A 21,342-nucleotide genomic window follows, 5' to 3' on the forward strand; every position below is an offset into this window, starting at 1 on the left:
GGGTGAACGGCAGCGGGTTCACCCGATCGAGGAGTTTCGGGCCCGGAAACGCCTTAGGCACACGGATTCTTTACGCTCCATGCCGATGTCCGGCAATGAACGGCGCAGCAAATTGCTTGGTTCGCAGAGGAATTGACGAGTCGACAAAGACTCAGGAGGCCCGGTCGCCGTTCGCGGGCAGTTCGACCCGGAACGTAGCGCCCTCGCCCGGTGCGGTGTTCAGGGTGAGGGTGCCGCCGTGCGCGCGGGTGAGGGCGGTGGCGATGGCGAGGCCGAGGCCGCCACCGCCGCCGTTGTCGCGGCTGCGCGAGGCGTCGACCCGGTAGAAGCGGTCGAAGACCCGCTGGGCCTGCTCCTCGGTGAGGCCGGGCCCGGAGTCGGCGACCTCCAGCAGGCAGACCCCGTCGGCCCCGCCGCCGACCCCGATCCGGACCGGGGTGCCGGGCGGGGTGTGCTTGACCGCGTTGCCGACCAGGTTGGTGACCACCTGCCGCAGCCGCGCCTCGTCGCCGAGGACGGGCGCGGCGGCCGGCGCCCCGGTGCCGGAGGGGCCGGTGAGCGCGACCGGGCGGCTCGGGTCGAGGGCGGTGAGGTCGTGCAGCGCGTCGGCGGCGAGGGTGCGCAGGTCCATCGGGGCGAGGTCGAGCGGGCGCTCCTCGTCCAGCCGGGCGAGCACCAGCAGGTCCTCGACCAGGGCGCCCATCCGGACGGCCTCGCTCTCGATCCGGGTCATGGTCCGCTTGACGTCCGCCTCGGTGGGCAGCGCGCCCATCCGGTACAGCTCGGCGAAGCCGCGGATGCCGGCCAGCGGGGTGCGCAGCTCGTGCGAGGCGTCCGCGACGAAGCTCCGCATCCGGGCCTCGGACTCGGCGCGGGCGGCGAAGGCCGCCTCGATCTGGGTGAGCATGCCGTTGAGCGCGATCGACATCCGTCCGACCTCGGTGCCCGGGGAGAGCTCGGGCATGCGGTGCGACAGCTCCCCGGCCGCGATCCGCGCGGCGTCCGACTCGATCCGGCGCAGCGGCCGCAGCCCGGCCCGTACGGCGAAGAAGCCGAGCGCGGCGATCAGCACCAGGACGGCTCCGCCGATGGCGAGGAAGGAGGTGCGCAGTTTGCCGATGGTGGCGTCGATGTCCTCGCGGGAGACGGCCACCATGACGTAGGTCGGGGTGGTGGTCGGCGAGGCGTACGCGCCGATCCCGGGGGTGGGGGTGCGGGGCGCCCGCAGCGGCAGTACCAGCACCCGCCAACTGTGGTGGCCGCGCTGGTCGGGCAGGTCGAAGGGGACGTCCGGGGCGGTCCGGGTCGGGTCCAGCCCGGCCAGTTGCGGCGCCGGGTCGCTGTCCGAGACGGGCTGGACCATGAGCGCCTGGACCTTGCCGTCCGAGGACAGGTACTGCACCAGGTACTGGCTGGGCAGGCTGATCCGCCGCCCGGTGACGGCGGGCTTGCCGGCGTCCGGCGTGGTGAGCCGGCCGGGGGGCTTGCGGGACAGGGGCGGCCCGTACCGCTGGAGCTGTTCGTCCAACTGCTCCACCAGCTGCGCCCGTACGGTGCCGAGCACGAAGGTGTCGCTCACCGCGAGCCCGGTGGTGACCAGCGCGAGCGCGAGCACCAGCAGCCGGGCGCGCAGCGACAACCTGGAGGAGAAGCGGGCGAACACGAGCGGGTCCGGTCAGCCCTGCGGGGGGCGGCGCAGCGCGTAGCCGATGCCGCGCACGGTGTGGATCAGCTTGGGGCCGTGGGCCGGGCCGGAGTCGAGCTTGCGGCGCAGGTAGGAGATGTAGGACTCGACGATGGAGAGGTCGCCGCCGAAGTCGTAGGCCCAGACGTGGTCGAGGATCTGTGCCTTGGAGACCACCCGGCCGACGTTGGCCATCAGGTAGTGCAGCAGCTTGAACTCGGTCGGGGAGAGCGAGACGGGGGTGCCGGCGCGGGTGACCTCGTGGGCGACCGGGTCGAGGCTGAGGTCGGCGACGACCAGTCGGCCGTCCTCGGCGGGCCCGCCGGCCCGGCGCAGGATCGCGCGGATGCGGGCGATCAGCTCCTCCAGGCTGAACGGCTTGGTGACGTAGTCGTCGGCACCTGCGGCCAGGCCCTGCACCTTGTCGCCCACGCCGTCCTTGGCGGTGAGGAAGAGCACCGGCAGGTGGTCGCCGGGGTGCCCGTGCACGGGTCCGGCGATCTGGCCCCGGGTGGTGCGCTCGCGCAGCTTCGCGACGACGGTGAAGCCGTCGAGGTCGGGCAGCATCACGTCGAGGACCACCAGGTCCGGGCGTTCGGAGGCGATCAGCTCCAGCGCCTCGGTCCCGCTCGCGGCGGAGGCCACCCGGAATCCGGAGAAGCGCAGCGAGGCGGCGAGCAGCTCGCGGATGTTCGGCTCGTCGTCCACGACGAGGAGGAAGGCCTCGCCCTGGCTCCCGGCCACGGCGGAGCCGCCCGGTGTGGTGACAGTGCCTTGCACGGGGGTTTCGCCTCCCGGTCGGACGATGACGTTCAGCATGAGGCTAGCTCTCGCAGGCTATGCGGCATGGATGAATGTTGGATTAACACCTTATCGGTCGGTTTTTGGGCGACAAGCCTGCAGGGGTGGGCTCGGTGGTGTGCGTACAGGCGCCGGGCGTACGTCAGGCGTGCGCCGGGAACGCCGACGGCCGGGGAGGGGCTCCCCGGCCGTCGACGCGATGTCCCCGCGGTGCCCCCGCAGTGCCCCCGCAGTGCCGGCTCAGCGCTGGGCGAACTGGCCGGGCTGGTAGCTGCCGGCGGGCTGGCGGATCATGACGTTGCCGCGGTTGAACGCGTTGATCAGCGCGATCGTGCAGACCAGCGCCGCGAGCTGCTCCTCGTCGTAGTGCTTCGCCGCGTTCTCCCAGGCCTCGTCGGCGCCCCCGCCCCCGTCGGCTCCTTCGGTCTCGCGGTTTCCGTCGCCGCCCCTTAGGACACGACAGCCGGGCGGCTTGTGACAGCTCTGGACGTGTCCTGCGTCACTCCGTCCAGGGGCGGAGCTTCTCCGGGTTGCGCACCGCCCAGATGTGGGTGATCCGGTCGTCGGCGATCCGGAACGCGAACACGGTGTCGGTGACGCCGTCCTGCTGGGCGACCAGGCCGGGCTGGCCGTTGACGGTGCGCTCCAGCAGCGTCCTGCCGGGCACGGACCGGATGGTGTCGAGGAAGGGGGCGATCCGCTCGCTGCCCGAGAGCGGCCGCAGCATGGCGATGACCAGCCCGCCGCCGTCGGAGATCACGGTGGCGTCCGGGTCGAGGAGGTCCATCAGGGACTTGAGGTCCTTGGCCTCCCAGGCCCGCTTGAAGTCCCGGACGATGCCGGCCCGGGTGCTCGTCGGGGCGGCCGGCGCCTGCGCCGCGCGGATCCGGCGGCGGGCGGAGGAGGCCAGCTGGCGGCAGGCCGCCGTCGAGCGGCCGACGATCGCGGCCACTTCGGCGAACGGGTACTGGAAGACGTCGTGCAGGATGAACGCGACCCGCTCGGCCGGCGTCATGGCTTCCAGGACGACGAGGAAGGCCATGTTGACCGACTCGTCGAGGGTGATCCGGTCCGCCGGGTCCGCCGTGGCCCCGTCGGTCCACTCCCGGCGCTCGGGCACCGGCTCGGGGATCCACTCGCCCACGTAGCGCTCCCGCCGGGCGCGGGCGGAGCCGAGCAGGTTGAGGCAGATCCGGCTGGCGACCGTGGTCAGCCAGCCACCGGGGGAGGCGACGGCGTCCCGCCGCTCCGGGGTCATCGCGTACCAGCGGGCGTAGGTCTCCTGCACCACGTCCTCGGCGTCGGCGAGTGAACCGAGCAATCGGTAGGCCAGATTGATCAGTTGACGCCGCTCTCTCATGATCACGTCCAGGTCCTGGTCCATTCCCCGCCTCCCGCCGCTGTCCGTCCACTCCTCCTTCCGACCGGACGGCGCACCGGAATGTGACGTCCGGCCCACCTCACATTCCGGCGGGCCGTTCTGTCGTACCGGTTGTCGTGCCGGTCGTCGTACCGGACAGGACCGAAACGGAGGAACCCGATGAACGACTTCCAGGTGATCGCCGACCGCGTCGAGATCCAGGCGCTGCAGGCCGAGTTCACCGACGCCGTGATGATGCGCGACCGCGCCCGCCTCTCCCGACTCTTCACGCCCGACGGCGTGCTGCGGATGCCCGACGTCCCCGTCGAGCTGACCGGCATCGAGCAGATCCGCGTCGGCGGCGAGAAGCTCCAGGAACAGTGGGACTTCTTCGTGCAGACCACCCACCCGGGCACCATCGAGATCGACGGCGACACCGCGACGGGCCGCGCGTACATGCACGAGATCGTTCGCCTGAAGAACGACTTCCAGGGGCTCAACCATGCGATCTACCACGACCGTTACCGCCGAACGGCGCAGGGCTGGCGGTTCGCCGAGCGGGTCTATGAGATCCGGTACCTGGACACCACCCCGCTGACCGGCTCGGCGCCGGGGGCCGCGCAGGCGCGTCCGCCGTTCACCGCCCCGGCGCCCGCGGACCGGCTGGAGCGCGCGGCCGCCGCGCTGGCGGAACACGGCTTCACCGTCGAGATCCTCGACGACGCCGCCGCCGCGCGCGCCCGGGTCCACGAGCTGATCCCGGCGGACGCGAGCGTGTTCACCGGGGCGAGCGAGACCCTCCGGCTGTCCGGCCTCGACGAGGACATCAACACCGGCGGCCGCTACCGGTCCGTCAAGACCCGGGCACTGGGCATGGACCGGGTCACCGAGGCCGACGACCTCCGGCGCCTGGCCGCCACCCCCGACGTCATCGTGGGCAGCGTCGCCGCCGTCACCGAGACCGGCTCCCTGGTCCTCGCCTCGGGCACCGGAAGCCAGCTGCCCGGGGGCGTCGGCGGCGCCGGGCGGGCGATCTGGGTGGTCGGCGCGCAGAAGGTGGTCCCCGACCTGCCCACCGCCCTGCGCCGCGTCCAGGAGCACGCCCTGCCGCTGGAGGACGCCCGCGCCCGGGCCGCTTACGGGCAGCCCAGCGCCGTCAACCAGCTGCTGGTGCTCAACGCGCCGGCCCGGCTCACCCCGGGCACCGTCCTGCTGCTCCGCGAGGCCGTCGGGTTCTGACGCCGCCGGGTTCCGACGCCGACGGGTTCCAGGCCGCGCTGGTCGCGCCCGGTGCCCCTCAGGTGCCGCGGTCGACCTGGACGACGGCATGGCGACCGCTGGTGCGCCATGCCGTCGTCCGTACGGTCGAAGGCGGCGGGCAGGTCCTGGTGCGGCAGCGGCGCGCAGCCGCCGGATGAGCTTCGGGCGGCGTTCATGGAACACGCCCCGGGCGAACGGCCCCGGGACCTCTCCCAAGGCCTCGCGACGGTGGCTCAGCCGGCGCTGCCCTCGGTGTCGCCGGAAGCCGCTTCGGGCTTCGTGTGGAGGATTTCACGGGCCTGCTCGGCGGCCCGGGCGATGCTCTCGGAGACGAAGTCCATGAAGCGGGCGACGTTCTCCAGGCGAGCGCCGGCCGGGGTGCCGGGGCCGAGGACACCTGCACCCTGCCGGGCGATCTGGACGAAGTGGGCGTTGGCACGGGCGGTGGCCATCATCGACTGGTACCAGACGTCGTCGTCGACGACGTAGCGCTCGCGGCGGCGCTCGTCGCGCTCCCGGCGGACCAGGCTCTGGGTCTCCAGGAACGCGATCGCCTTGGAGACGGACGCCGGGCTGATCTGGAGGCGCTGGACGAGCTCGGACGCGGTGAGGCTGCCCTCGTCGGTCGTGAAGAAGCAGGCCAGCACCCGGGCCGTCATCTTGGGCAGGCCCGTTTGGATGAAGACGGAGGCGAACATCTCCTCGTACTCGCGCACGGCCTCGACATCGCGTCCGTCGGCCGACGGGGTCGCGCCCGCTCCCCGGGCCGCGGGCTGCCGGCGGCGCTGGGCCCGGTGTTCGGTGGCGCGGTGGGCGAGTTCGGCGCGGTAGGCGGTGGGACCGCCGTTGCGCATCACCTCGCGTGTGACGGTCGAAGTCGGACGCTCCAGGCGTCGGGCGATCTCCGCGTAGGCGAGGCCGTCGGCCAGTCCCAGCGCGATCTGCTGGCGTTCCTGCTGGGTGAGTCTGCCTCCCGGCATCGCGGCCTCCTCTGTGGCATCGGCGGATGGCTTCAGCATAGCGTTCACTCTTCATCCATTGCAACGAGTCGCCCGACCTTTGTTGCATTTGAATCACACCCACTGCAACGATTTCACTGCATTCACCTGCGGTGACGGCATTTTGACGCAACAAGTCTGTTGCCAGATGTCTGAACGCAACGTAGCTTTTCCGTTGTCAGAAACGGCGGGCCGACAGGGGCCCGCCACCGGACGAAGGAGAAGGAACCATGCACAAGTTCGCCACCACCGCCCCGATCGCCGCCGTCCTGGACGTCCCCGCCGGCCGCATCCAGGTCATCGCCGCCGACCGCGCCGACACCACCGTCGACATCCGCCCCGCCAACCCCGGCAAGAACCGCGACGTCCAGACCGCCGAGCAGACCGTCGTCAGCTACACCGACGGCGTCCTGCGGATCCACACCGGCGAGCCCCAGAGCAAGCTGCTGGGCCCCGGCGCGATCGAGGTCACCGTCCAACTGCCCGCCGGCTCCCGCATCGAGGCCCGCACCGCAAGCTGCGAACTGCGAGCCGTCGGACGCCTCGGCGACATCGACTTCGAAGGCGCCTACCGCCAGATCAAGATCGACGAAGCCGCCGCCCTGCGCCTGACCGCCGTCGACGGCGACGTCGAGATCGGCCGCCTCACCGGCCCGGGCCGCATCACCACCGCCCGCGGCGACATCCACGTCACCGAAGCCGTCCGCGGCACCCTCACCCTGCGCACCGAGGCCGGCCACATCACCGTCGCCGCCACCACCTCCGCCACCCTCGACGCCGCCACCGGCCACGGCCGCATCACCAACACCCTGCGCAACACCGGCACCCCCGAACTCGACATCCACGCCACCACCAACCACGGCGACATCACCGCCAACAGCCTCTGAACTCGCGAGAACGGGACCAGCGCACTGCCGACAACCGCACGACCAAGCCGTCATCCTCCGATTCGACCGCCTCCGGGCCGCGCAAGGGCCACCGCCCTCGTGCGGCCCGGAGGCGTTTCCGTGGGGACCACACGGGCCGAAATGCAGCGACCCGGTCGTGGCTCCACCACTAGACTGCGGCGGCATTCCGCAGCCTTGCCGAGAGGACGGTGTCCGGCCCATGCGTTGGTCCCAGCTGTACGTGCCCACCCTCCGGGAGGACCCGGCGGACGCGGATGCGGTGAGTCACCGCCTGCTGGTGCGGGGAGGGTTCGTCCGGCAGCTGATGGCCGGTCACTACTCCCTGCTGCCGCTGGCGGTCCGGGTGCGCGCCAAGATCATGGGCATCATCCGCGAGGAGATGGCCGCGATCGGCGCCCAGGAGTTCGTCCTCCCGGCGATGCACCCGGCGGAGATCTGGCAGCGCAGCGGTCGCTGGGAGGTGATGGGCGAGGAGATGTTCCGGCTCAAGGACCGCAAGGGCGCGGACCTGGCGCTCGGCATGACGCACGAGGAGATCTTCACCGTGCTGTCGCAGGAGCTGCGTTCGTACCGGGACCTGCCGCAGCTCTGGTACCAGTTCCAGACCAAGTTCCGTGACGAGGCCCGCCCGAAGAGCGGGCTGTTGCGGGTGCGCGAGTTCACGATGAAGGACTCGTACAGCTTCGACGTGGAGCCCGCCGGCCTGGACCGCTCCTTCGACCTGCACCGGGCCGCCTACGAGCGGATCTTCGCCCGCCTCGGACTGCCCGCGATCGCCGTCCAGGCGTCCAGTGGCAGCATGGGCGGCAGCGCGTCGGTGGAGTTCATGAGCCCCTCGGAGGCGGGCGAGGACCTGGTGGTCCGCTGCCCCGGCTGTGACTACGCGGCGAACACCGAGAAGGCGACGTCCGCCCTGCCCGCCGTCGTGGACGGCCCGGGACCGGACGCGCCCGAGCGGTTCGACACCCCCGAGGCCCGGACGATCGACGAGCTGACCCGTCGTCATGACGTACCGGCGGAGCGGCAGATCAAGACCCTGGTGTACGTGGTCGACGGCCGGCTGACGCTCATCCTGGTCCGCGGCGACCACAACCTGGTGGAGCAGAAGCTCATCGACACCCTCGCCGCCACGGTGGTGCGTCCCGCGACCGCCGAGGAGATCCAGGCGGCGCTCGGGGCCTCCCCCGGCAGCCTGGGCGCCGTCGGCGTCGCCGGGCTGCCCGTCCTCGCGGACGAGGCCCTGCGCGGCCGTACCGACATGACCACCGGCGCCAACACGGACGGCGTCCACCTGCGCGGGGTGTCGGTCGAGCGGGACATCGCCGTGCAGCGCTGGGCGGACCTGCGGGAGGTGACCGCGGGCGAGCCCTGCCCCCGGTGCGGTACGCCGCTGGAGGTGGTGGTCACCATCGAGGTGGGCCACATCTTCAAGCTCGGCCGCAAGTACACCGAGACCCTCGGCGTCTCCGTGCTGGGCCCGGACGGCGGGCGCGTCGTCCCGATCATGGGCAGCTACGGGATCGGCGTGGAACGGGCGTTGGCCTCGATCGTGGAGACCCACCACGACGGCAAGGGCATCGTCTGGCCCGTCGCCGTGGCCCCCTTCGAGGTGGCGGTCGTGGTCCTCGGCGGCAGTGACGAGCGGGTGACGGAGACCGCGGAGGCCCTGTACCGGGAACTGCGCGGCGAGCGGGTCGACGTGCTGTTGGACGACCGCGACGAACGGCCCGGCGTGAAGTTCCGCGACGTCGAGCTGATCGGCATCCCCTACCGGATCACGGTCGGCGCCCGCGGCCTCGCCGAGGGGACGGTCGAGGTCACCACCCGGGCCACCGGCGAGACCCGGTCCGTCCCGGTGGCGGCGGCGGTGGAACACCTCCGGAAGCTGCTGACCGCCGCGGTGTGAGCCACGGACGCGGCGGCCCCTTGCTCTTCGCGAGGGGCCGCCGGCGGGAGGGTTCGACGGGGGACCGACCCGGCGTACGGGTCGACCGGGCGGGCGGCCTCACGCGGCCTGCCGGCCATGGGTGACGGCCAGGTCGCGGATGGCGTCGGCGACGGCGGGGGAGTCCTTGCGCAGGATCTTGGAGTGGTTGCTGGGGACCTTGGTGTGGACGCTGATGCGGGGGTTGCGGGCGAGGACGGGGGTGAGGTCGGCGCGCAGCTTCTCCATGGTCTTGGCGTCGGCGCCGAGGTTGCCGCCGCTGGCCATGACGTAGCGGGTGGGGGCGCTCACGCGGTCGAGGACGGGGCCCAGGGCGTCGGGGGCGCACAGGTCGATGAGTTCGAGGTTGATCTCGGCGTGCTGGGCGGCGCTCATCCGGGCGGCCATGCCGAGGCGGCGGGCGATGGGGAAGATCGGGCTGAGGCGGCGGAAGAGGCCGCGGACCCGGGCGCGGGTGGCGTCGTCGATCGGGTCGGTGAGGTAGGCGCCGTCGACGGAGACCGCGCCGAGGGTGCGGTGCGGGTTGCGGGCGGCCCAGTGGACGGCGATCAGGGCGCCGTAGGACCAGCCGACCAGGATCGGGCGCTCGACGCCGCGGGCGGTCAGGACGGCGTCGAGGTCGCGCAGGCAGGCCTCGAAGGAGTAGTCGGTGGCGGTGCGGGACTTGCCGCGGGCGCGTTCGTCGAAGGTGATGTGGCGGTAGCCGGGGCCGAGGTCGGCGATGACGCGGCGCCAGTGGGACTGGTCGGCGTAGGAGCCGTTGAGGTAGACGACCGGGGTGCCGTCCCCGCCGGTGTCGGCGACGGCCAGGGCGGTGTCGTCGACCTCGACCATGCCGGTCCAGGCGGGGGCGGAGTGCTGGGTGCTGGTCATGGCGGGGCTCCTTCGCGATCAGGGATGAGGGGTGGGGGCGGGGGTTTCAGAGGCTGTTGGCGGTGATGTCGCCGTGGTTGGTGGTGGCGTGGATGTCGAGTTCGGGGGTGCCGGTGTTGCGCAGGGTGTTGGTGATGCGGCCGTGGCCGGTGGCGGCGTCGAGGGTGGCGGAGGTGGTGGCGGCGACGGTGATGTGGCCGGCCTCGGTGCGCAGGGTGAGGGTGCCGCGGACGGCTTCGGTGACGTGGATGTCGCCGCGGGCGGTGGTGATGCGGCCCGGGCCGGTGAGGCGGCCGATCTCGACGTCGCCGTCGACGGCGGTCAGGCGCAGGGCGGCGGCTTCGTCGATCTTGATCTGGCGGTAGGCGCCTTCGAAGTCGATGTCGCCGAGGCGTCCGACGGCGCGCAGTTCGCAGCTTGCGGTGCGGGCCTCGATGCGGGAGCCGGCGGGCAGTTGGACGGTGACCTCGATCGCGCCGGGGCCCAGCAGCTTGCTCTGGGGCTCGCCGGTGTGGATCCGCAGGACGCCGTCGGTGTAGCTGACGACGGTCTGCTCGGCGGTCTGGACGTCGCGGTTCTTGCCGGGGTTGGCGGGGCGGATGTCGACGGTGGTGTCGGCGCGGTCGGCGGCGATGACCTGGATGCGGCCGGCGGGGACGTCCAGGACGGCGGCGATCGGGGCGGTGGTGGCGAACTTGTGCATGGTTCCTTCTCCTTCGTCCGGTGGCGGGCCCCTGTCGGCCCGCCGTTTCTGACAACGGAAAAGCTACGTTGCGTTCAGACATCTGGCAACAGACTCGTTGCGCCAAAATGCCGTCACCGCAGGTGAATGCAGTGAAATCGTTGCAGTGGGCGTGATTCAAATGCAACGCCACGCATGGGATTCGTTGCAATGGATGTAAAGTGAACGCTATGCCCGGGGCTCAGGGCGGGCGAGGATGGGGCCCATGAGCGATGAAGCGTTGCGGGTGTCCGTTGATGAGTTGCGCGGGGCGTTCGATGTGGTGCTGCGGCACGTGGAGGCAGCCGCGGGGGACGAAGGCTTCACCCTGGAGAAGGACTACTTCTGGGCAGTCGCACCCGACGAGGCCTACGACATGGCGAAGGCGCCGAACGAGCTGACGATCGGCCAGGCCTCCGAGTCCTGGGGGCACCTGCGGGATGTGCTGGCCGACGAGGACCGGGCACTGGGCCACCACCTGGTGTGGCTCGCCGATGTCCTGCGGGCGATCGGGTACGAGCGCCCGGTGTGAGCATCGTTCCGGAAACGCCGGATGACCGGGTGCCGCGGGTGCGGACCGGCCATCTGCGGTGCGGAGCGGGTCAGTTGGGCCTGGGGAAGGCGCCGCTCAGGGCGGAGCCGCGGGTGAGGACGGCGACGCCGATCAGGGCGAGGGCGGAGAGGCCCTGGAGGACGGCGTACCAGGGCGGGCAGAGGCCGGGGACCAGGTCGACGGCGATGACCGCGATCGGCATCACGGTGGAGAGGGTCCGGATGCGGTCGAAGGCCTTGTAGGAGCCCTGGGCGGCGCGGGTGGCGATGCGGTGGAGCACCGGGGCGATCCCGAGCAGGATGACGCCGCGGATCCACATGAACGGCGTGGTCTCGTGGCCGAGGGAGGCCATCGCGGCGACGGTCGCGAGGACGACGGCACCGACGGCGCCGAACAGCGTGATGCACTTCTTCACCGTGCTGAAGGTGTTCTGGGTACGGGAGTTGCCGAGGTTCGCCGGCTCGGTCGTGGCCATGGTGTCCGCTCCTCCGTGTCGTTGTGGCGACGACGCTACGGAGCGGGCGACCGGGCCGACACGGGTCTGGCCCCACAGTCGGGTGGGTCCAGACCCACCCGTCAGACCGACCCCCCAGACCGACGCCTCAGGCCCACCCGTCAGGCGCGGCCCGGGCGACGGCGGCCGAGGGCGGCGAGGGCGAAGAGCAGTCCGCCGGTCATGAAGAAGGGCTCGTAGAGGAGGGTCGCGAAGCGGCCCATGGCGTCGAAGTCCGAGGTGGTGCGGCTGCCGAAGGCCAGCGCGGCCCAGTCCGAGACGGACGGTGCGGCGTGGACGAGGAGGAGGGCCGTCGTACCCCAGAGGGCGACGGCGAGCGGTCTGGCCGGTAACCGGGCACCCCAGGGGCGGACGAGTGCCAGCGCCAGGACCGCCGCGAGGGCACAGAGGGGGATGGCGAGGATGTCGATCACGAGGAGCGGGGTGTTGCCGAGGACGGAGAGCCCGTCCGGGAGGCCGAGTCGCCCGCCGAGGAGCCAGTACAGGTGGACGGCGGAGAAGGCGGCGGACCAGGTGGCGGCGGCATAGGCGGCGATACGGGGAAGGCCGGCGCGAGCGCGGGCGTGGATGTCCATGTGTCCACCGTGGCCGTTCGGCCGTACCGCGCGGATCGTCCGGTCGGTTTGTTCCGCTCCCCTGCCAGGGGGAGAACGGGTGGGCGGAGGTCGACCGCTCGGAGCACCCGAGCGGGGGAGTGAAATTGACTGATGAAACATCAAACATATTGATTCACATGTCACTTGAGACATGCGGACGCCGCCATTCGCGGACGGAGCATCTGGCATGATTGATGATCGTGACAGCTACCGGCAGCCGCTCGACCGAGGCCCCCGCCTATCCGATGGCGCGCACCTGCCCCTTCCGGATGCCCGACGGCTACGAACAGCTGCGCGCGGACGGCCCGTTGTCGCGGGTGACGCTGTACGACGGCCGGCAGGTCTGGCTGGTCTCGGGAAGCGAGGAGGGCCGTGCCCTGCTGCTCGATCCCCGGATCTCCGTCAGCGTCCGGCACCCGTCCTTCCCCGCCCTGGCCCCGCAGCTCGCCGAGCAGGCGGACGCCGGGTTCTCGCCCCCGCTCAGCGGCGTCGACGACCCCGAACACGCCCACCAGCGGCGGATGGTGATCCCCGCGTTCGGCATCCGGCGGATCGCCGCGCTGCGCCCGCGCATCGAGGAGATCGCCGAGCGGCTGATCGACGCGATGCTCGCCGGGGGCGACCGGGCCGACCTGGTCTCCGCGTACTCGCTGCCGCTGGCCTGCGCGGCGAACTTCGCCCTGCTGGGCGTCCCCGAGGACGACGGCCGCTACATCACGGAGCGCACCCGGCGGGTCCTCGCCCCCACCGGTGGGGAGGCTCCCGGGGAGGCCGAGCGGACCTTCGGCGAGATCCTCGACCGCCTGCGCCGGCTCATCGCACGCAAGGAGCAGGAGCCCGGTGCCGGGCTGATCGACGACCTCCTGGCGACACGGCCGGACGAGGGCGGGATGGACCGCGACCAGCTGGTGGCACTCTGCGCGATCCTCCTGACCGGCGGCGACGACACCACCTCCAGCACCATCGCCGCCTCCACCCTCGCGCTGCTCGAACACCCGGAACAGCTCCAACGACTGCGTCGTGAGCCGGAGTTGATGGCCGGCGCGGTCGACGAACTCACCCGGCTCACCACCGTCGCGGACGTACTGCCCCGCGTCGCCACCGCGGACATCGAGATCGCCGGGCACACCATCCGGGACGGCGACGGGATCCTCGTCTCGCTGATGCTGATGAACCGGGACCTCGACACCTGGCAGCAGCCCGACGCCCTGGACATCGACCGCAAGGCCGGCCGGCACGTCGCCTTCGGGTACGGCATCCACCAGTGCGTCGGCCAGAACCTCGCCCGGGCCGTCATCGAGACGGCGCTGACCGTCCTGCTCCGCCGTGTCCCGACCCTGCGGCTCGCCGTCCCCGCCGACCAGGTGCGGGCCAACCTCCCGTACGTGCTGCAGGGCAGCATGTCCACGCTGCCGGTCGCCTGGTAGGAGGCATCGTGGATATCGGGATCGACACCGGCAGGTGCATCGGCGCGGCCCTGTGCACCCGCCATGCACCCGAGGTGTTCACCCAGGACGACGAGGGCGTCGTGGAACTGCTACCGGGCGGTTCGGCCCAGGTGGACGACCCGCTGGTCCGGGAAGCCGCGCTGGCCTGCCCGGTGCAGGCCATCACCCTGGGCGGCCGGGCCTGAGGCGGCCCCTAGAAACCGCGAGGCGGCGAGGGGCCGCCTGAGGTCACCCGAGGGCCCGCTGCATCAGGACGGTGTCGATCCAGCGGCCGTGCTTGAAGCCGACGGCGGTCAGCCGGCCCGCGTCGGTGAAGCCGTACCGGCGGTGGAGCGCGACCGAGGCGTCCGTACCGGAGTCGGCGATGACGGCGATCACCTGCCGCAGGTGGGTCTTGGCGCAGGCGGCCAGCAGGGCTTCCAGCAGGGCGCCGCCGAGGCCTCGGCCGGTGTGGCCGGGGGCCAGGTAGATCGAGTTCTCGGCGGAGTGCCGGTAGGCGGGCTTGGGCCGCCAGGGGGCGGCATACGCGTAGCCCACGACCTCGCCGGACACCTCGGCGACCAGGAAGGGCAAACCCTGGGCGGCGAGGTCCTCGAACCGCTGCTGCCAGACGGCGGGCGGGGGAGGCGTCTCGTCGAAGGTGGCCACGGTGTCACGGACGTAGTGTCCGTAGATCTCGGCCACGGCACCCAGGTCGGCGGGGACGGCCGGGCGGATCACTGCGTCAACGGCGGTCATGGCGGTCATGGCGGGGAGTCTAGGAGGCCCGATCAGCTGCAGTCGGAGCGGTAGGCGAAGGGGCGGTCCGGGCAGCTCGGGCATTCGAAGAGGTAGATGCCGCCCATGTCGCCGAGCATCAGGCCGGGCGGGCGCTGGATCCGGGTCCGCTCCTCGTAGCCGAGGTCCCAGATCTCGCCCGCTGTCGGGGTGTCCTCGGCAGCCAGCCAGGTGCGCCAGCTCGCGCCGTCGAACTCGACGCTGTTGACGGTCAGGAGGTGCTCCATGGTGCGGCGGCAGGCCGGGCAGGTGGGCCAGTCCGGGTCCTGGGTCCAGGTCGGGTAGCCGCCGACCTTGAGGCCGGGGGCGACCGAGAGGTGGGACCAGTACGACCAGCCGGTCTCCTCCTCCACCTCGTCGAACCTGTCTTCGAGCGCGTCGGAGAGGTCCTCCGGGAGGTCCCAGTTCGGGTAGTCGGTGACGCGCTCCGGGTGCAGGACGCACGGGTTGGGCAGGTAGTCGTCATCGGCGGCGGTCGGCCGGGGTGGCGAGGCCGGTTCGAGGTCCGCGCGGGAGCTGTCCCAGCGGTGGACCTCGGGACGGGGCACATAGCCGGCCTCGTGGTCGAACGGGCACCAGAGCACCTGAAGCAGATCCGTGCCCGTCGGAAATTCGAGCTCGGGCACATCGGAGGCGAAGAGCTGCAGGACCGGAACGAGCGGGAACGGTCCCGTGTCCCCCTTCGGCGGCGAGTACGCCGTGCGCGGGTGGGCGTCCTCGCAGTGCGGCCACGGCTGCGAGGCCGGCCAGAGCACCGGCCCGCCGACGGAGCTGTCCCGGGCGCCCGGGGCACCGACCCGGGGGTGCAGGCGGACCGCCGCTCTACGGAAGGGCGTCACCTCGGGAAAGTACGCCTCGACGTCGAGCGGACGCGGCGGGGTCGTGCGAGCCATCGAACGGCCTATCTGCAGAGGAGTCGGCGACCCACCTGTATCTACCGGCGGCCCCTCGCGAGGAGCAAGGGGCCTCAGCGGGAGGTGCGCAGGAAGTCGGTTGCTCCGACTTCCTGCGCTGGGGTCACTGCTCGGGGAAGGTGGCGGTCAGTGCTGCGGGCCGGACGGGGTGGTGGTCGGCGAGTCCGTGCCGGTCCCGGTGCTGCTCGGGTCGGGCTTGACCACCGGGTCGGGGATGTCGGCCATCGGCAGGGACTGCTCGGGCGTGCCGCGCAGGGCCTTGTTCATGGCGTCCTTCCAGATCGGTCCGGGACCGGTCGCGCCGAACACCTCGGGGTAGTAATCCCCGTTGATGGTGATGTCGCGCATCTCGACGCCGCCGGCGGGGCCGCCGAGCCAGACGGAGGTGGCGAGCTGCGGGGTGTAACCGCTGAACCAGGCGGCCTTCTTGTGGTCCGAGGTACCGGTCTTGCCGGCGATCTGCCGGTCGTCCTCCAGGTGCAGCGCCGCGCCGGTGCCCTTGTTCTCGGTCACGCCGTTCAGGACGGTGTTCAGCGCTTGTGCCGTCGTCTCGGAGAACGCCTTCTCACAGTGGCCGGCCGGGACGGGGACGTCCTTGCCCTCCACGGTGGTGATCTTGTTGATAGCGATCGTGTTGCAGTGCGTGCCTTCGGCGGCGAAGGTCGCGTAGACGTTGGCCATGGTCAGCGGGCTCATCTCCTCGACGCCCAGGGCCATCGCGGGGACCTCCTCCAGGGGCTTGCCGCTGGCCTTGGTGGTGATGCCGAGCTTGTTGGCCATCTGCTTGACCGCGCAGAGGCCGATCTCCTGCTCCATCTGCACGAAGTAGGTGTTGACCGAGAGGGCCATCGCCATCTTCAGCTGGTAGGGGCCCTTCTCGCCGGCGGATTCGTTGGGCACCACCGTCTTGGGCCGGGCCTCGTTCTTCCAGGTCCCCTCGCAGGTCTTCATCGTCGGGTATTCGATCTCGTGCGGGGCCTTGTACTCCTGGGTCGCCGGCAGGCCCGCCTCCAGTGCCGCGGCCGCGACGATCGGCTTGAAGGTGGAGCCGGGCTGGAAGCCGTTGCCGCCGCCCATCGAGGCGTCGACGTTCAGGTTGACGACGGTCTGGTTCTTCTCCGTCACCAGACCGTAGGGGCGGGTCTGGGCCATGGCGAGGATCTTGCCGGTGCCGGGCTCCACCATGGTGGCGGCGGCGGAGACACTGTCGGTGACCCTCACGTTGTCGCTCACCGCGCTCTGGGCCGCGGCCTGCTTGTCCGGGTCCAGCGTGGTGTAGATGTTCAGACCGCCGGTGTCCCAGAGCTTCTTGCGCTCCTCGGCGGACTTGCCGAAGGCCGGGTCCTGCTTGACCACGTGGCGGACGTAGTCGCAGAAGAAGCCCATGCCGGCCTTGGCGGTGATGCAGCCGTTCTGCGGGTCCTTGTACTTCAGGCCCAGCGGGGCGGCCTTCGCCTCCTTGGCCTGGTCGGCGGTGATGTGCTTGTTCTCCAGCATCTTGTCGATGACGGTGTCCCGGCGCTTCTGCGCGGCCTGCGGGTGCAGCTTCGGGTCGTAGGACGACGGGTTCTGCACCAACCCGGCGAGGGTGGCGGCCTCGGCGACGGTCAGGTCCTTGTTGCTCTTGCTGAAGTAGCGCTGGGACGCGGCCTCGACCCCGTAGGCGCCGTTCCCGTAGAAGGTGATGTTGAGGTAGTTGGTGAGGATCTGATCCTTCGACAGCTCCTCGTCCAGCTTGATCGCGACCTTGAGCTCCTGGATCTTGCGACCCAGGGTCTTGCGCTGGGCCTCCTGCACGGCGCCCTTGTCGTCGCCGGCCTTCTCCACGTTGACGTTCTTCACGTACTGCTGGGTCAGCGTGGAGGCGCCCTGGGAGGTGGTGCCGCTCTCCGCGTTCTTGCTGAGCGCGCGTAGGACACCCTTGAGGTCGACGGCGCCGTGCTCGTAGAAGCGGGCGTCCTCGATGTCGACCTGGGCGTGCCGCATGAGGGGCGACATCTGATCGGCGGTCAGGACGGTGCGGTCGCGCTCGTAGACCTTGGCGATCAGACCACCCTTGGCGTCGAAGATCTGGGTCGCCTGGGTGAGCGGCGGGGTCTTGAAGTCGTCGGGGATGTTGTCGAAGCTCTCCGCCGTGTCCTTGGCGGTCAGCCCGATGCCGCCGGCGACGGGCAGGGCGAGGCCCGCCAGCAGCACACCGGACACGACACTCACACCCAGGAAGGTCGCACCGAGGCGGGCCAGCCGAAGCGGCCCGTTGCGGGACGGGCGGAGATCCGCATCATCGGACGAATTCCGTATCGGAGGGAGATTCGATTCCATTCCGGAATGCTAACCCTTGAACCTCCTCGGTCGAACGGCTTTTCGCGCACAGTTGTCACGGCTGTGCAACAGCCATCGGAATCGGCTCCGCCAATAAGAGTCGTATACGTACTGAATGAATGTGAAAGAATTCGGCAGACTGAACCGGATCAACTCTCCCTACGTTCGCGCCAGTCCCCTCCTGCGTCCCTGTCATCTCTTTGATGCCGTGAGCGGGGCGATACGTTGCATGCGCCCCGGCAGTCCGTCCCCCGGGCTCGTGCGGCCCGCCGCCCGGGCCCACTCCACCGGGGCGCTCCCGCTCGCCCCGCCCGGCCGGTCGGGTGCCGCGCCGACCGAGACCCCGGTGGCGCAGGAAGTCGGCCGGTTTGACTTCCCGCGCCGAGCCCACCTGGGCCTCGTCCACGAGGGCGTTATGGGGCCCTATATCCGTTCTACGGATTTTCCGCCCCATTTTCGGCGCCCACCTCGCCGAAAACCCAAGGGGCGTTCCAAAACCCCCGCAATCCTGCGAATGGGCTGGTCAGGGGATGTTCAGCAGCTGTCCGGAACGGTCCTCGCACCGACCGCCTCGGCGAACGCGAGGACCGCAGGGTCGGCCGCCCCTGACGGCCGGGCGAGCACGACCTGGCTCGGCGGGTAGTCGGCCAGCGGCACGAAGGCGATGCCCTCGATGCGGTGACGCCGGGCTGCACCGGCGGGGAGGATACCGACGGCGCCCTGCCACACGATGGCATGCAGGCACTCCGACACCGTGCGGACCACCGGCCCCGAACCGGTGCCCGCAGACCGCTCCACCGCCTCGCCGCTGCCGGCCTCGCCGAGCCAGTACCGCCGCCAGGCGGCATCGGCATCCTCGGGCAGGCGGATCCACGGTCGGCCCGCCAGGTCGCCGACCCGCAGGTGGGGCCGCCGCGCCACGGGGTCGTCCGCCGGAACCACTGCGACCAGCGGCTCGGTCTCCAGCAGCCGCACCGCGAGGCCCGCGGTGTCGAACGGGAGCCGGGTCAGAGCGACGTCGACCCGACCGGACCGCAGCCCCGCCGTCGGGTCGGTGATGTCGGCCTCGCACAGCCGTACTTCCGCGTCGGGATGAGTACGGCGAAAGGCCGCGGCGGCGCGGGGGCCGAATTCGAGGCCGGCTCCGGCAACGGTGCCCACCACGATGGTGCGCCGCCGGCCCGTCTCCCGCACCCGTTCCCGCGCCCGCTCCGCCGCGTCGAGCAACTCCCGTGCCTCGCCCAGCAGAACCGAACCGGCATCGGTGAGCCGTACGCCGTGCGCGGACCGTTGGAACAACCGACAGCCGAGCTCGTCCTCCAGCTCACGAATGCGCTGACTGAGTGGCGGCTGCGACATGTGCAACCGCGCAGCCGCGCGGCCGAAGTGCAACTCCTCGGCCACGGCGACGAAATACCGCAGGCGGCGAAGATCCATGCCGTGCACCATATCGAGACGCTCCGAGGGGTACCGAAACAGTCTTGGACGGCCTTGCGAGTGCGCTGGTGAGCTGGTCCCGGCGCGAATCGAACGGGTTCCGCCGAATTCCTGCTCACCGACGGAGGCACTCGCATGCACCAGCACAGCCACGGCTACGCCGAGCCGGCCGACCTGCAACGCGCCCGGCAGGTCGGCCGACTCGCTCCCGACGAGTTCGCCGCCTGGCAGTCCTTCCAGGAGGTCGTCGACCGCGGAAACGGCTCCGTGCCGCGCAAGTACCGTGAACTCGTGGCGATCGCCGTGGCACTGACCACCCAGTGCTCGTACTGCCTCGACGTGCACACCGCCCACGCCCACCGGCACGGCGTCACCGCCGAGGAACTCGCGGAGGTCATCTTCGTCGCCGGAGCGGTGCGCGCCGGCGGATCGCTGGCCCACGGCCTGCAGGCGATGAAACTCTACGACGCACACGCGGCCGCGTCGTCACCCTCGTAGGGCGCAGATCGTGGCCGGGACCGATATCGACGGGCGGATGCGCCGAATTCCGGTTGCCCCGGGGTGAAGGATGGGAAGCGTGATTTCCCGGGAACGAGCGGTCGAGCTGGTCGAGTCCTTGCTGGAACGGGAGCGGCCGAACTGGGCGTGGGCGAGGCTGATCCCGAAGCTGGCCGTCTACGCCGTCGAGGAGCGGCCGGTCGGGTGGCTCGTCCACTGGACCTCGGCGGAGGGCGCCCGCAACCCTGCTCTGCGCGGGAACCTCCTCGGCGGCCCCTACCTGGTCGACCGGGAGGACGGGAGCATCCACTTCGTTCCCGGCACCCGCTGGACCGATGACTGGGAGGAGGACTACCTCTGGCAGGTCAAAGGCATCAGGGTGCCCGACCCCCTCGCGGCGAGCGTCCGCCACCTCGCGGACTCCGTCGGCACCGCCGCTGCCATGCGGCACCTGCGCAAGCAGGCCCCACGGATGAGCCTGCAGGAGGCCAAGGCCTACGTGACGATCGTCAGGGACGGGACCGAACCGCCCGAGGATCTGGCGAGTCTCACCCGCGAGCCCAACCCGGACCTGGGTCCGATCGAGACCCTGACCGGCCCGGTCCAGTAGCGGTCCGGCGGGCCCTGAAGGAAGCAGGGCCCGCCGGAATGGATCAGCGGCTGGTGACCAGGTGGTCGAACTCGCCGGCCTCGGCTCTCGAAGTCCATCGCACCCCTTGCGCTGGGGTGTTGCAACGACTCCTGGAACCCAAGGGTGAGCGCGAGGGGCCGTAGCGGGGACCGCGTGGGAAGTCGGGTGGGCCGACTTCCTGTGCTCACTTCGCCTTCGGGAAGGCGGAGGTGCGGGTGAGGATCGCGACGGGGATCAGGGCGAGGGCGGAGAGGCCCTGGAGGACGGCGTACCAGGCCGGGCAGATGCCCGGGATCAGGTCGACGCCGATGACGGCGAGGGGCATCACGGTGGAGATGGTCCGGATGCGGTCGAAGGCCTTGGCGGAGCCGCCCTCGGCGCGGGCGGTCACGCGCAGGAGCACCGGGGCCAGGGCGGGGAAGATCACGCCGCGGATCCACATGAACGGCGTCGTCTCGTGGCCGAGCGAGGCCATGACGGCGACGGTCGCGAGGGTGATGACGCCGATGGCACCGAAGAGCGTGATGCACTTCTTCGCGGTCGTGAAGGCGTCCTGGGTACGGGAGTTGCCGAGGGTCGCCGTCGCGGTCATCGCCATGATTCTGTCCTCCGTGTCGTGGTGGTAACGACGCTACGGAGCAGGCGATCGGGCCAACACCGGTCTGGCCCCACACCTGGGGTGGGCCCAGACCCACTCCTGCAAGACAACCCCGAGCTTGCGCACCGGCGGCCCCTCGCACGGAGGAGCGCGAGGGGCCGCAGAGGTCGGGTGACTCAACACAGGAAATCGGTCGGGCCGACTTCCTGCGCTCCGGAAAATCGTTGAGTTGCGCGCCTGAAAAGGCGCCACTTCGGTCAGCTGGCACGGATGTTAGGCGCGTGAGCGCGGGTGCGCCTGTCGCCTGGCACCTGTCCACCGATTGCCGGCGCACGACCTCGCATCGTGGGCAAGTTGATCGCTCGGATTGACCAACCGTAGCGCCGACCGCCTCGGTGCGGCCCTGCGCGAGCTCACGAGGGCCCTAGTACGTCGGGTGGCCCAGCACCACCCGACTCGAAGCTCCTTCGTGTGCACATCATGGATCTCGGTCGGCTGCACGAC

General features: G+C 71.0%; 21 protein-coding genes and 1 pseudogene. 8 read left to right on the forward strand and 14 right to left on the reverse strand.

Features of this window, described 5'->3' with window-relative positions; all coding sequences use genetic code 11:
• Nucleotides 1–151 precede the first annotated feature (151 nt).
• From ACH4E7_RS02985 to sigJ, 4 genes and pseudogenes are all read right to left on the reverse strand, one after another.
• Nucleotides 152–1,663, reverse strand: coding sequence for a sensor histidine kinase (locus ACH4E7_RS02985; RefSeq protein WP_396247242.1), 1,512 nt, complete (start codon nt 1,661–1,663; stop codon nt 152–154).
• A 12-nt stretch (nt 1,664–1,675) separates the two neighbouring features.
• Nucleotides 1,676–2,503: a response regulator transcription factor gene (locus ACH4E7_RS02990; RefSeq protein ID WP_396247243.1), complete on the reverse strand. Its 828-nt coding sequence runs from the start codon at nt 2,501–2,503 to the stop codon at nt 1,676–1,678.
• A gap of 222 nt (nt 2,504–2,725) precedes the next feature.
• Nucleotides 2,726–2,911, reverse strand: a pseudogene (locus tag ACH4E7_RS02995) (carboxymuconolactone decarboxylase family protein); the annotation flags it as partial.
• Nucleotides 2,912–2,984: 73 nt separating this feature from the next.
• Entirely contained in the window at nt 2,985–3,869 is an 885-nt protein-coding gene (gene sigJ, locus ACH4E7_RS03000) for an RNA polymerase sigma factor SigJ (protein ID WP_396247244.1), read from the reverse strand.
• 156 nt (nt 3,870–4,025) lie between these two features.
• Between sigJ and ACH4E7_RS03005 the strand changes: the two genes are divergently transcribed.
• A complete protein-coding gene (locus tag ACH4E7_RS03005) occupies nt 4,026–5,084 on the forward strand; it encodes a nuclear transport factor 2 family protein (protein ID WP_396247245.1) in 1,059 nt (352 codons plus the stop codon).
• A gap of 254 nt (nt 5,085–5,338) precedes the next feature.
• On the opposite strand, the gene ACH4E7_RS03010 is transcribed toward ACH4E7_RS03005, so the two are convergent.
• The gene (locus ACH4E7_RS03010) at nt 5,339–6,085 is read right to left on the reverse strand and encodes a helix-turn-helix domain-containing protein (protein WP_396247246.1); all 747 of its coding nucleotides are present in this window, start codon (nt 6,083–6,085) and stop codon (nt 5,339–5,341) included.
• Nucleotides 6,086–6,333: 248 nt separating this feature from the next.
• Between ACH4E7_RS03010 and ACH4E7_RS03015 the strand changes: the two genes are divergently transcribed.
• Both ACH4E7_RS03015 and ACH4E7_RS03020 read left to right on the forward strand, forming a co-directional pair.
• Nucleotides 6,334–6,990, forward strand: a complete 657-nt coding sequence (locus tag ACH4E7_RS03015) for a DUF4097 family beta strand repeat-containing protein (protein ID WP_396247247.1) — start codon at nt 6,334–6,336, stop codon at nt 6,988–6,990.
• Nucleotides 6,991–7,210: 220 nt separating this feature from the next.
• Nucleotides 7,211–8,917: a proline--tRNA ligase gene (locus ACH4E7_RS03020; protein ID WP_396247248.1), complete on the forward strand. Its 1,707-nt coding sequence runs from the start codon at nt 7,211–7,213 to the stop codon at nt 8,915–8,917.
• A 99-nt stretch (nt 8,918–9,016) separates the two neighbouring features.
• Here ACH4E7_RS03020 and ACH4E7_RS03025 read toward each other — a convergent pair whose 3' ends face one another.
• Nucleotides 9,017–9,829: an alpha/beta fold hydrolase gene (locus ACH4E7_RS03025; RefSeq protein WP_396247249.1), complete on the reverse strand. Its 813-nt coding sequence runs from the start codon at nt 9,827–9,829 to the stop codon at nt 9,017–9,019.
• A gap of 46 nt (nt 9,830–9,875) precedes the next feature.
• Nucleotides 9,876–10,532, reverse strand: coding sequence for a DUF4097 family beta strand repeat-containing protein (locus ACH4E7_RS03030; protein WP_396247247.1), 657 nt, complete (start codon nt 10,530–10,532; stop codon nt 9,876–9,878).
• Between the two features lie 244 nt (nt 10,533–10,776).
• Here ACH4E7_RS03030 and ACH4E7_RS03035 point away from each other — a divergent pair, with 244 nt between their 5' ends.
• A complete protein-coding gene (locus ACH4E7_RS03035) occupies nt 10,777–11,082 on the forward strand; it encodes a hypothetical protein (RefSeq protein WP_396247250.1) in 306 nt (101 codons plus the stop codon).
• Between the two features lie 70 nt (nt 11,083–11,152).
• On the opposite strand, the gene ACH4E7_RS03040 is transcribed toward ACH4E7_RS03035, so the two are convergent.
• Together ACH4E7_RS03040 and ACH4E7_RS03045 are read right to left on the reverse strand one after the other, a co-directional pair.
• Complete coding sequence (locus tag ACH4E7_RS03040; RefSeq protein WP_396247251.1) at nt 11,153–11,578, reverse strand: hypothetical protein; 426 nt, start codon at nt 11,576–11,578, stop codon at nt 11,153–11,155.
• Nucleotides 11,579–11,718: 140 nt separating this feature from the next.
• The gene (locus ACH4E7_RS03045) at nt 11,719–12,192 is read right to left on the reverse strand and encodes a DUF3995 domain-containing protein (RefSeq protein WP_396247252.1); all 474 of its coding nucleotides are present in this window, start codon (nt 12,190–12,192) and stop codon (nt 11,719–11,721) included.
• Between the two features lie 221 nt (nt 12,193–12,413).
• On the opposite strand from ACH4E7_RS03045, the gene ACH4E7_RS03050 reads away from it, so the two are divergent.
• Both ACH4E7_RS03050 and ACH4E7_RS03055 read left to right on the forward strand, forming a co-directional pair.
• Nucleotides 12,414–13,640, forward strand: coding sequence for a cytochrome P450 (locus ACH4E7_RS03050; protein ID WP_396247253.1), 1,227 nt, complete (start codon nt 12,414–12,416; stop codon nt 13,638–13,640).
• An 8-nt stretch (nt 13,641–13,648) separates the two neighbouring features.
• Nucleotides 13,649–13,846, forward strand: coding sequence for a ferredoxin (locus ACH4E7_RS03055; protein WP_396247254.1), 198 nt, complete (start codon nt 13,649–13,651; stop codon nt 13,844–13,846).
• A gap of 43 nt (nt 13,847–13,889) precedes the next feature.
• Here the strand turns inward: ACH4E7_RS03055 and ACH4E7_RS03060 are convergent, their stop codons facing one another.
• The 4 genes from ACH4E7_RS03060 to ACH4E7_RS03075 form a co-directional block, all read right to left on the reverse strand.
• A complete protein-coding gene (locus ACH4E7_RS03060; protein WP_396247562.1) occupies nt 13,890–14,399 on the reverse strand; it encodes a GNAT family N-acetyltransferase in 510 nt (169 codons plus the stop codon).
• Nucleotides 14,400–14,431: 32 nt separating this feature from the next.
• The gene (locus ACH4E7_RS03065) at nt 14,432–15,331 is read right to left on the reverse strand and encodes a DUF1963 domain-containing protein (protein ID WP_396247255.1); all 900 of its coding nucleotides are present in this window, start codon (nt 15,329–15,331) and stop codon (nt 14,432–14,434) included.
• A 147-nt stretch (nt 15,332–15,478) separates the two neighbouring features.
• Nucleotides 15,479–17,566 carry a transglycosylase domain-containing protein gene (locus tag ACH4E7_RS03070; protein ID WP_396247256.1) on the reverse strand — a complete coding sequence of 696 codons (2,088 nt, stop codon included), beginning with the start codon at nt 17,564–17,566 and terminating at the stop codon, nt 15,479–15,481.
• A 642-nt stretch (nt 17,567–18,208) separates the two neighbouring features.
• Nucleotides 18,209–19,264: a LysR family transcriptional regulator gene (locus tag ACH4E7_RS03075; protein ID WP_396247257.1), complete on the reverse strand. Its 1,056-nt coding sequence runs from the start codon at nt 19,262–19,264 to the stop codon at nt 18,209–18,211.
• Here ACH4E7_RS03075 and ACH4E7_RS03080 point away from each other — a divergent pair.
• Together ACH4E7_RS03080 and ACH4E7_RS03085 are read left to right on the forward strand one after the other, a co-directional pair.
• Nucleotides 19,247–19,609, forward strand: a complete 363-nt coding sequence (locus ACH4E7_RS03080) for a carboxymuconolactone decarboxylase family protein (protein ID WP_396247258.1) — start codon at nt 19,247–19,249, stop codon at nt 19,607–19,609. The genes ACH4E7_RS03075 and ACH4E7_RS03080 overlap by 18 nt on opposite strands.
• A 79-nt stretch (nt 19,610–19,688) precedes the next feature.
• Nucleotides 19,689–20,219 carry a YrhB domain-containing protein gene (locus tag ACH4E7_RS03085; RefSeq protein WP_396247259.1) on the forward strand — a complete coding sequence of 177 codons (531 nt, stop codon included), beginning with the start codon at nt 19,689–19,691 and terminating at the stop codon, nt 20,217–20,219.
• Between the two features lie 205 nt (nt 20,220–20,424).
• Here ACH4E7_RS03085 and ACH4E7_RS03090 read toward each other — a convergent pair whose 3' ends face one another.
• Complete coding sequence (locus tag ACH4E7_RS03090) at nt 20,425–20,832, reverse strand: hypothetical protein (protein ID WP_396247260.1); 408 nt, start codon at nt 20,830–20,832, stop codon at nt 20,425–20,427.
• Nucleotides 20,833–21,342 lie beyond the last annotated feature (510 nt).

It is taken from the genome of Kitasatospora sp. NPDC018058 (assembly GCF_044327205.1).
Taxonomy (GTDB): Bacteria; Actinomycetota; Actinomycetes; order Streptomycetales; family Streptomycetaceae; genus Kitasatospora.

Excerpts from the sequence above, each read along its gene's own strand:
- ACH4E7_RS02990 (WP_396247243.1), bottom strand. The coding sequence starts at position 2,503 with ATGCTGAACGTCATCGTCCGACCGGGAGGCGAAACCCCCGTGCAAGGC.
- sigJ (WP_396247244.1), bottom strand. The coding sequence starts at position 3,869 with ATGGACCAGGACCTGGACGTGATCATGAGAGAGCGGCGTCAACTGATC.
- ACH4E7_RS03005 (WP_396247245.1), top strand. The coding sequence starts at position 4,026 with ATGAACGACTTCCAGGTGATCGCCGACCGCGTCGAGATCCAGGCGCTG.
- ACH4E7_RS03010 (WP_396247246.1), bottom strand. The coding sequence starts at position 6,085 with ATGCCGGGAGGCAGACTCACCCAGCAGGAACGCCAGCAGATCGCGCTG.
- ACH4E7_RS03015 (WP_396247247.1), top strand. The coding sequence starts at position 6,334 with ATGCACAAGTTCGCCACCACCGCCCCGATCGCCGCCGTCCTGGACGTC.
- ACH4E7_RS03020 (WP_396247248.1), top strand. The coding sequence starts at position 7,211 with ATGCGTTGGTCCCAGCTGTACGTGCCCACCCTCCGGGAGGACCCGGCG.
- ACH4E7_RS03025 (WP_396247249.1), bottom strand. The coding sequence starts at position 9,829 with ATGACCAGCACCCAGCACTCCGCCCCCGCCTGGACCGGCATGGTCGAG.
- ACH4E7_RS03030 (WP_396247247.1), bottom strand. The coding sequence starts at position 10,532 with ATGCACAAGTTCGCCACCACCGCCCCGATCGCCGCCGTCCTGGACGTC.
- ACH4E7_RS03035 (WP_396247250.1), top strand. The coding sequence starts at position 10,777 with ATGAGCGATGAAGCGTTGCGGGTGTCCGTTGATGAGTTGCGCGGGGCG.
- ACH4E7_RS03040 (WP_396247251.1), bottom strand. The coding sequence starts at position 11,578 with ATGGCCACGACCGAGCCGGCGAACCTCGGCAACTCCCGTACCCAGAAC.
- ACH4E7_RS03045 (WP_396247252.1), bottom strand. The coding sequence starts at position 12,192 with ATGGACATCCACGCCCGCGCTCGCGCCGGCCTTCCCCGTATCGCCGCC.
- ACH4E7_RS03060 (WP_396247562.1), bottom strand. The coding sequence starts at position 14,399 with ATGACCGCCGTTGACGCAGTGATCCGCCCGGCCGTCCCCGCCGACCTG.
- ACH4E7_RS03065 (WP_396247255.1), bottom strand. The coding sequence starts at position 15,331 with ATGGCTCGCACGACCCCGCCGCGTCCGCTCGACGTCGAGGCGTACTTT.
- ACH4E7_RS03080 (WP_396247258.1), top strand. The coding sequence starts at position 19,247 with ATGCACCAGCACAGCCACGGCTACGCCGAGCCGGCCGACCTGCAACGC.
- ACH4E7_RS03090 (WP_396247260.1), bottom strand. The coding sequence starts at position 20,832 with ATGACCGCGACGGCGACCCTCGGCAACTCCCGTACCCAGGACGCCTTC.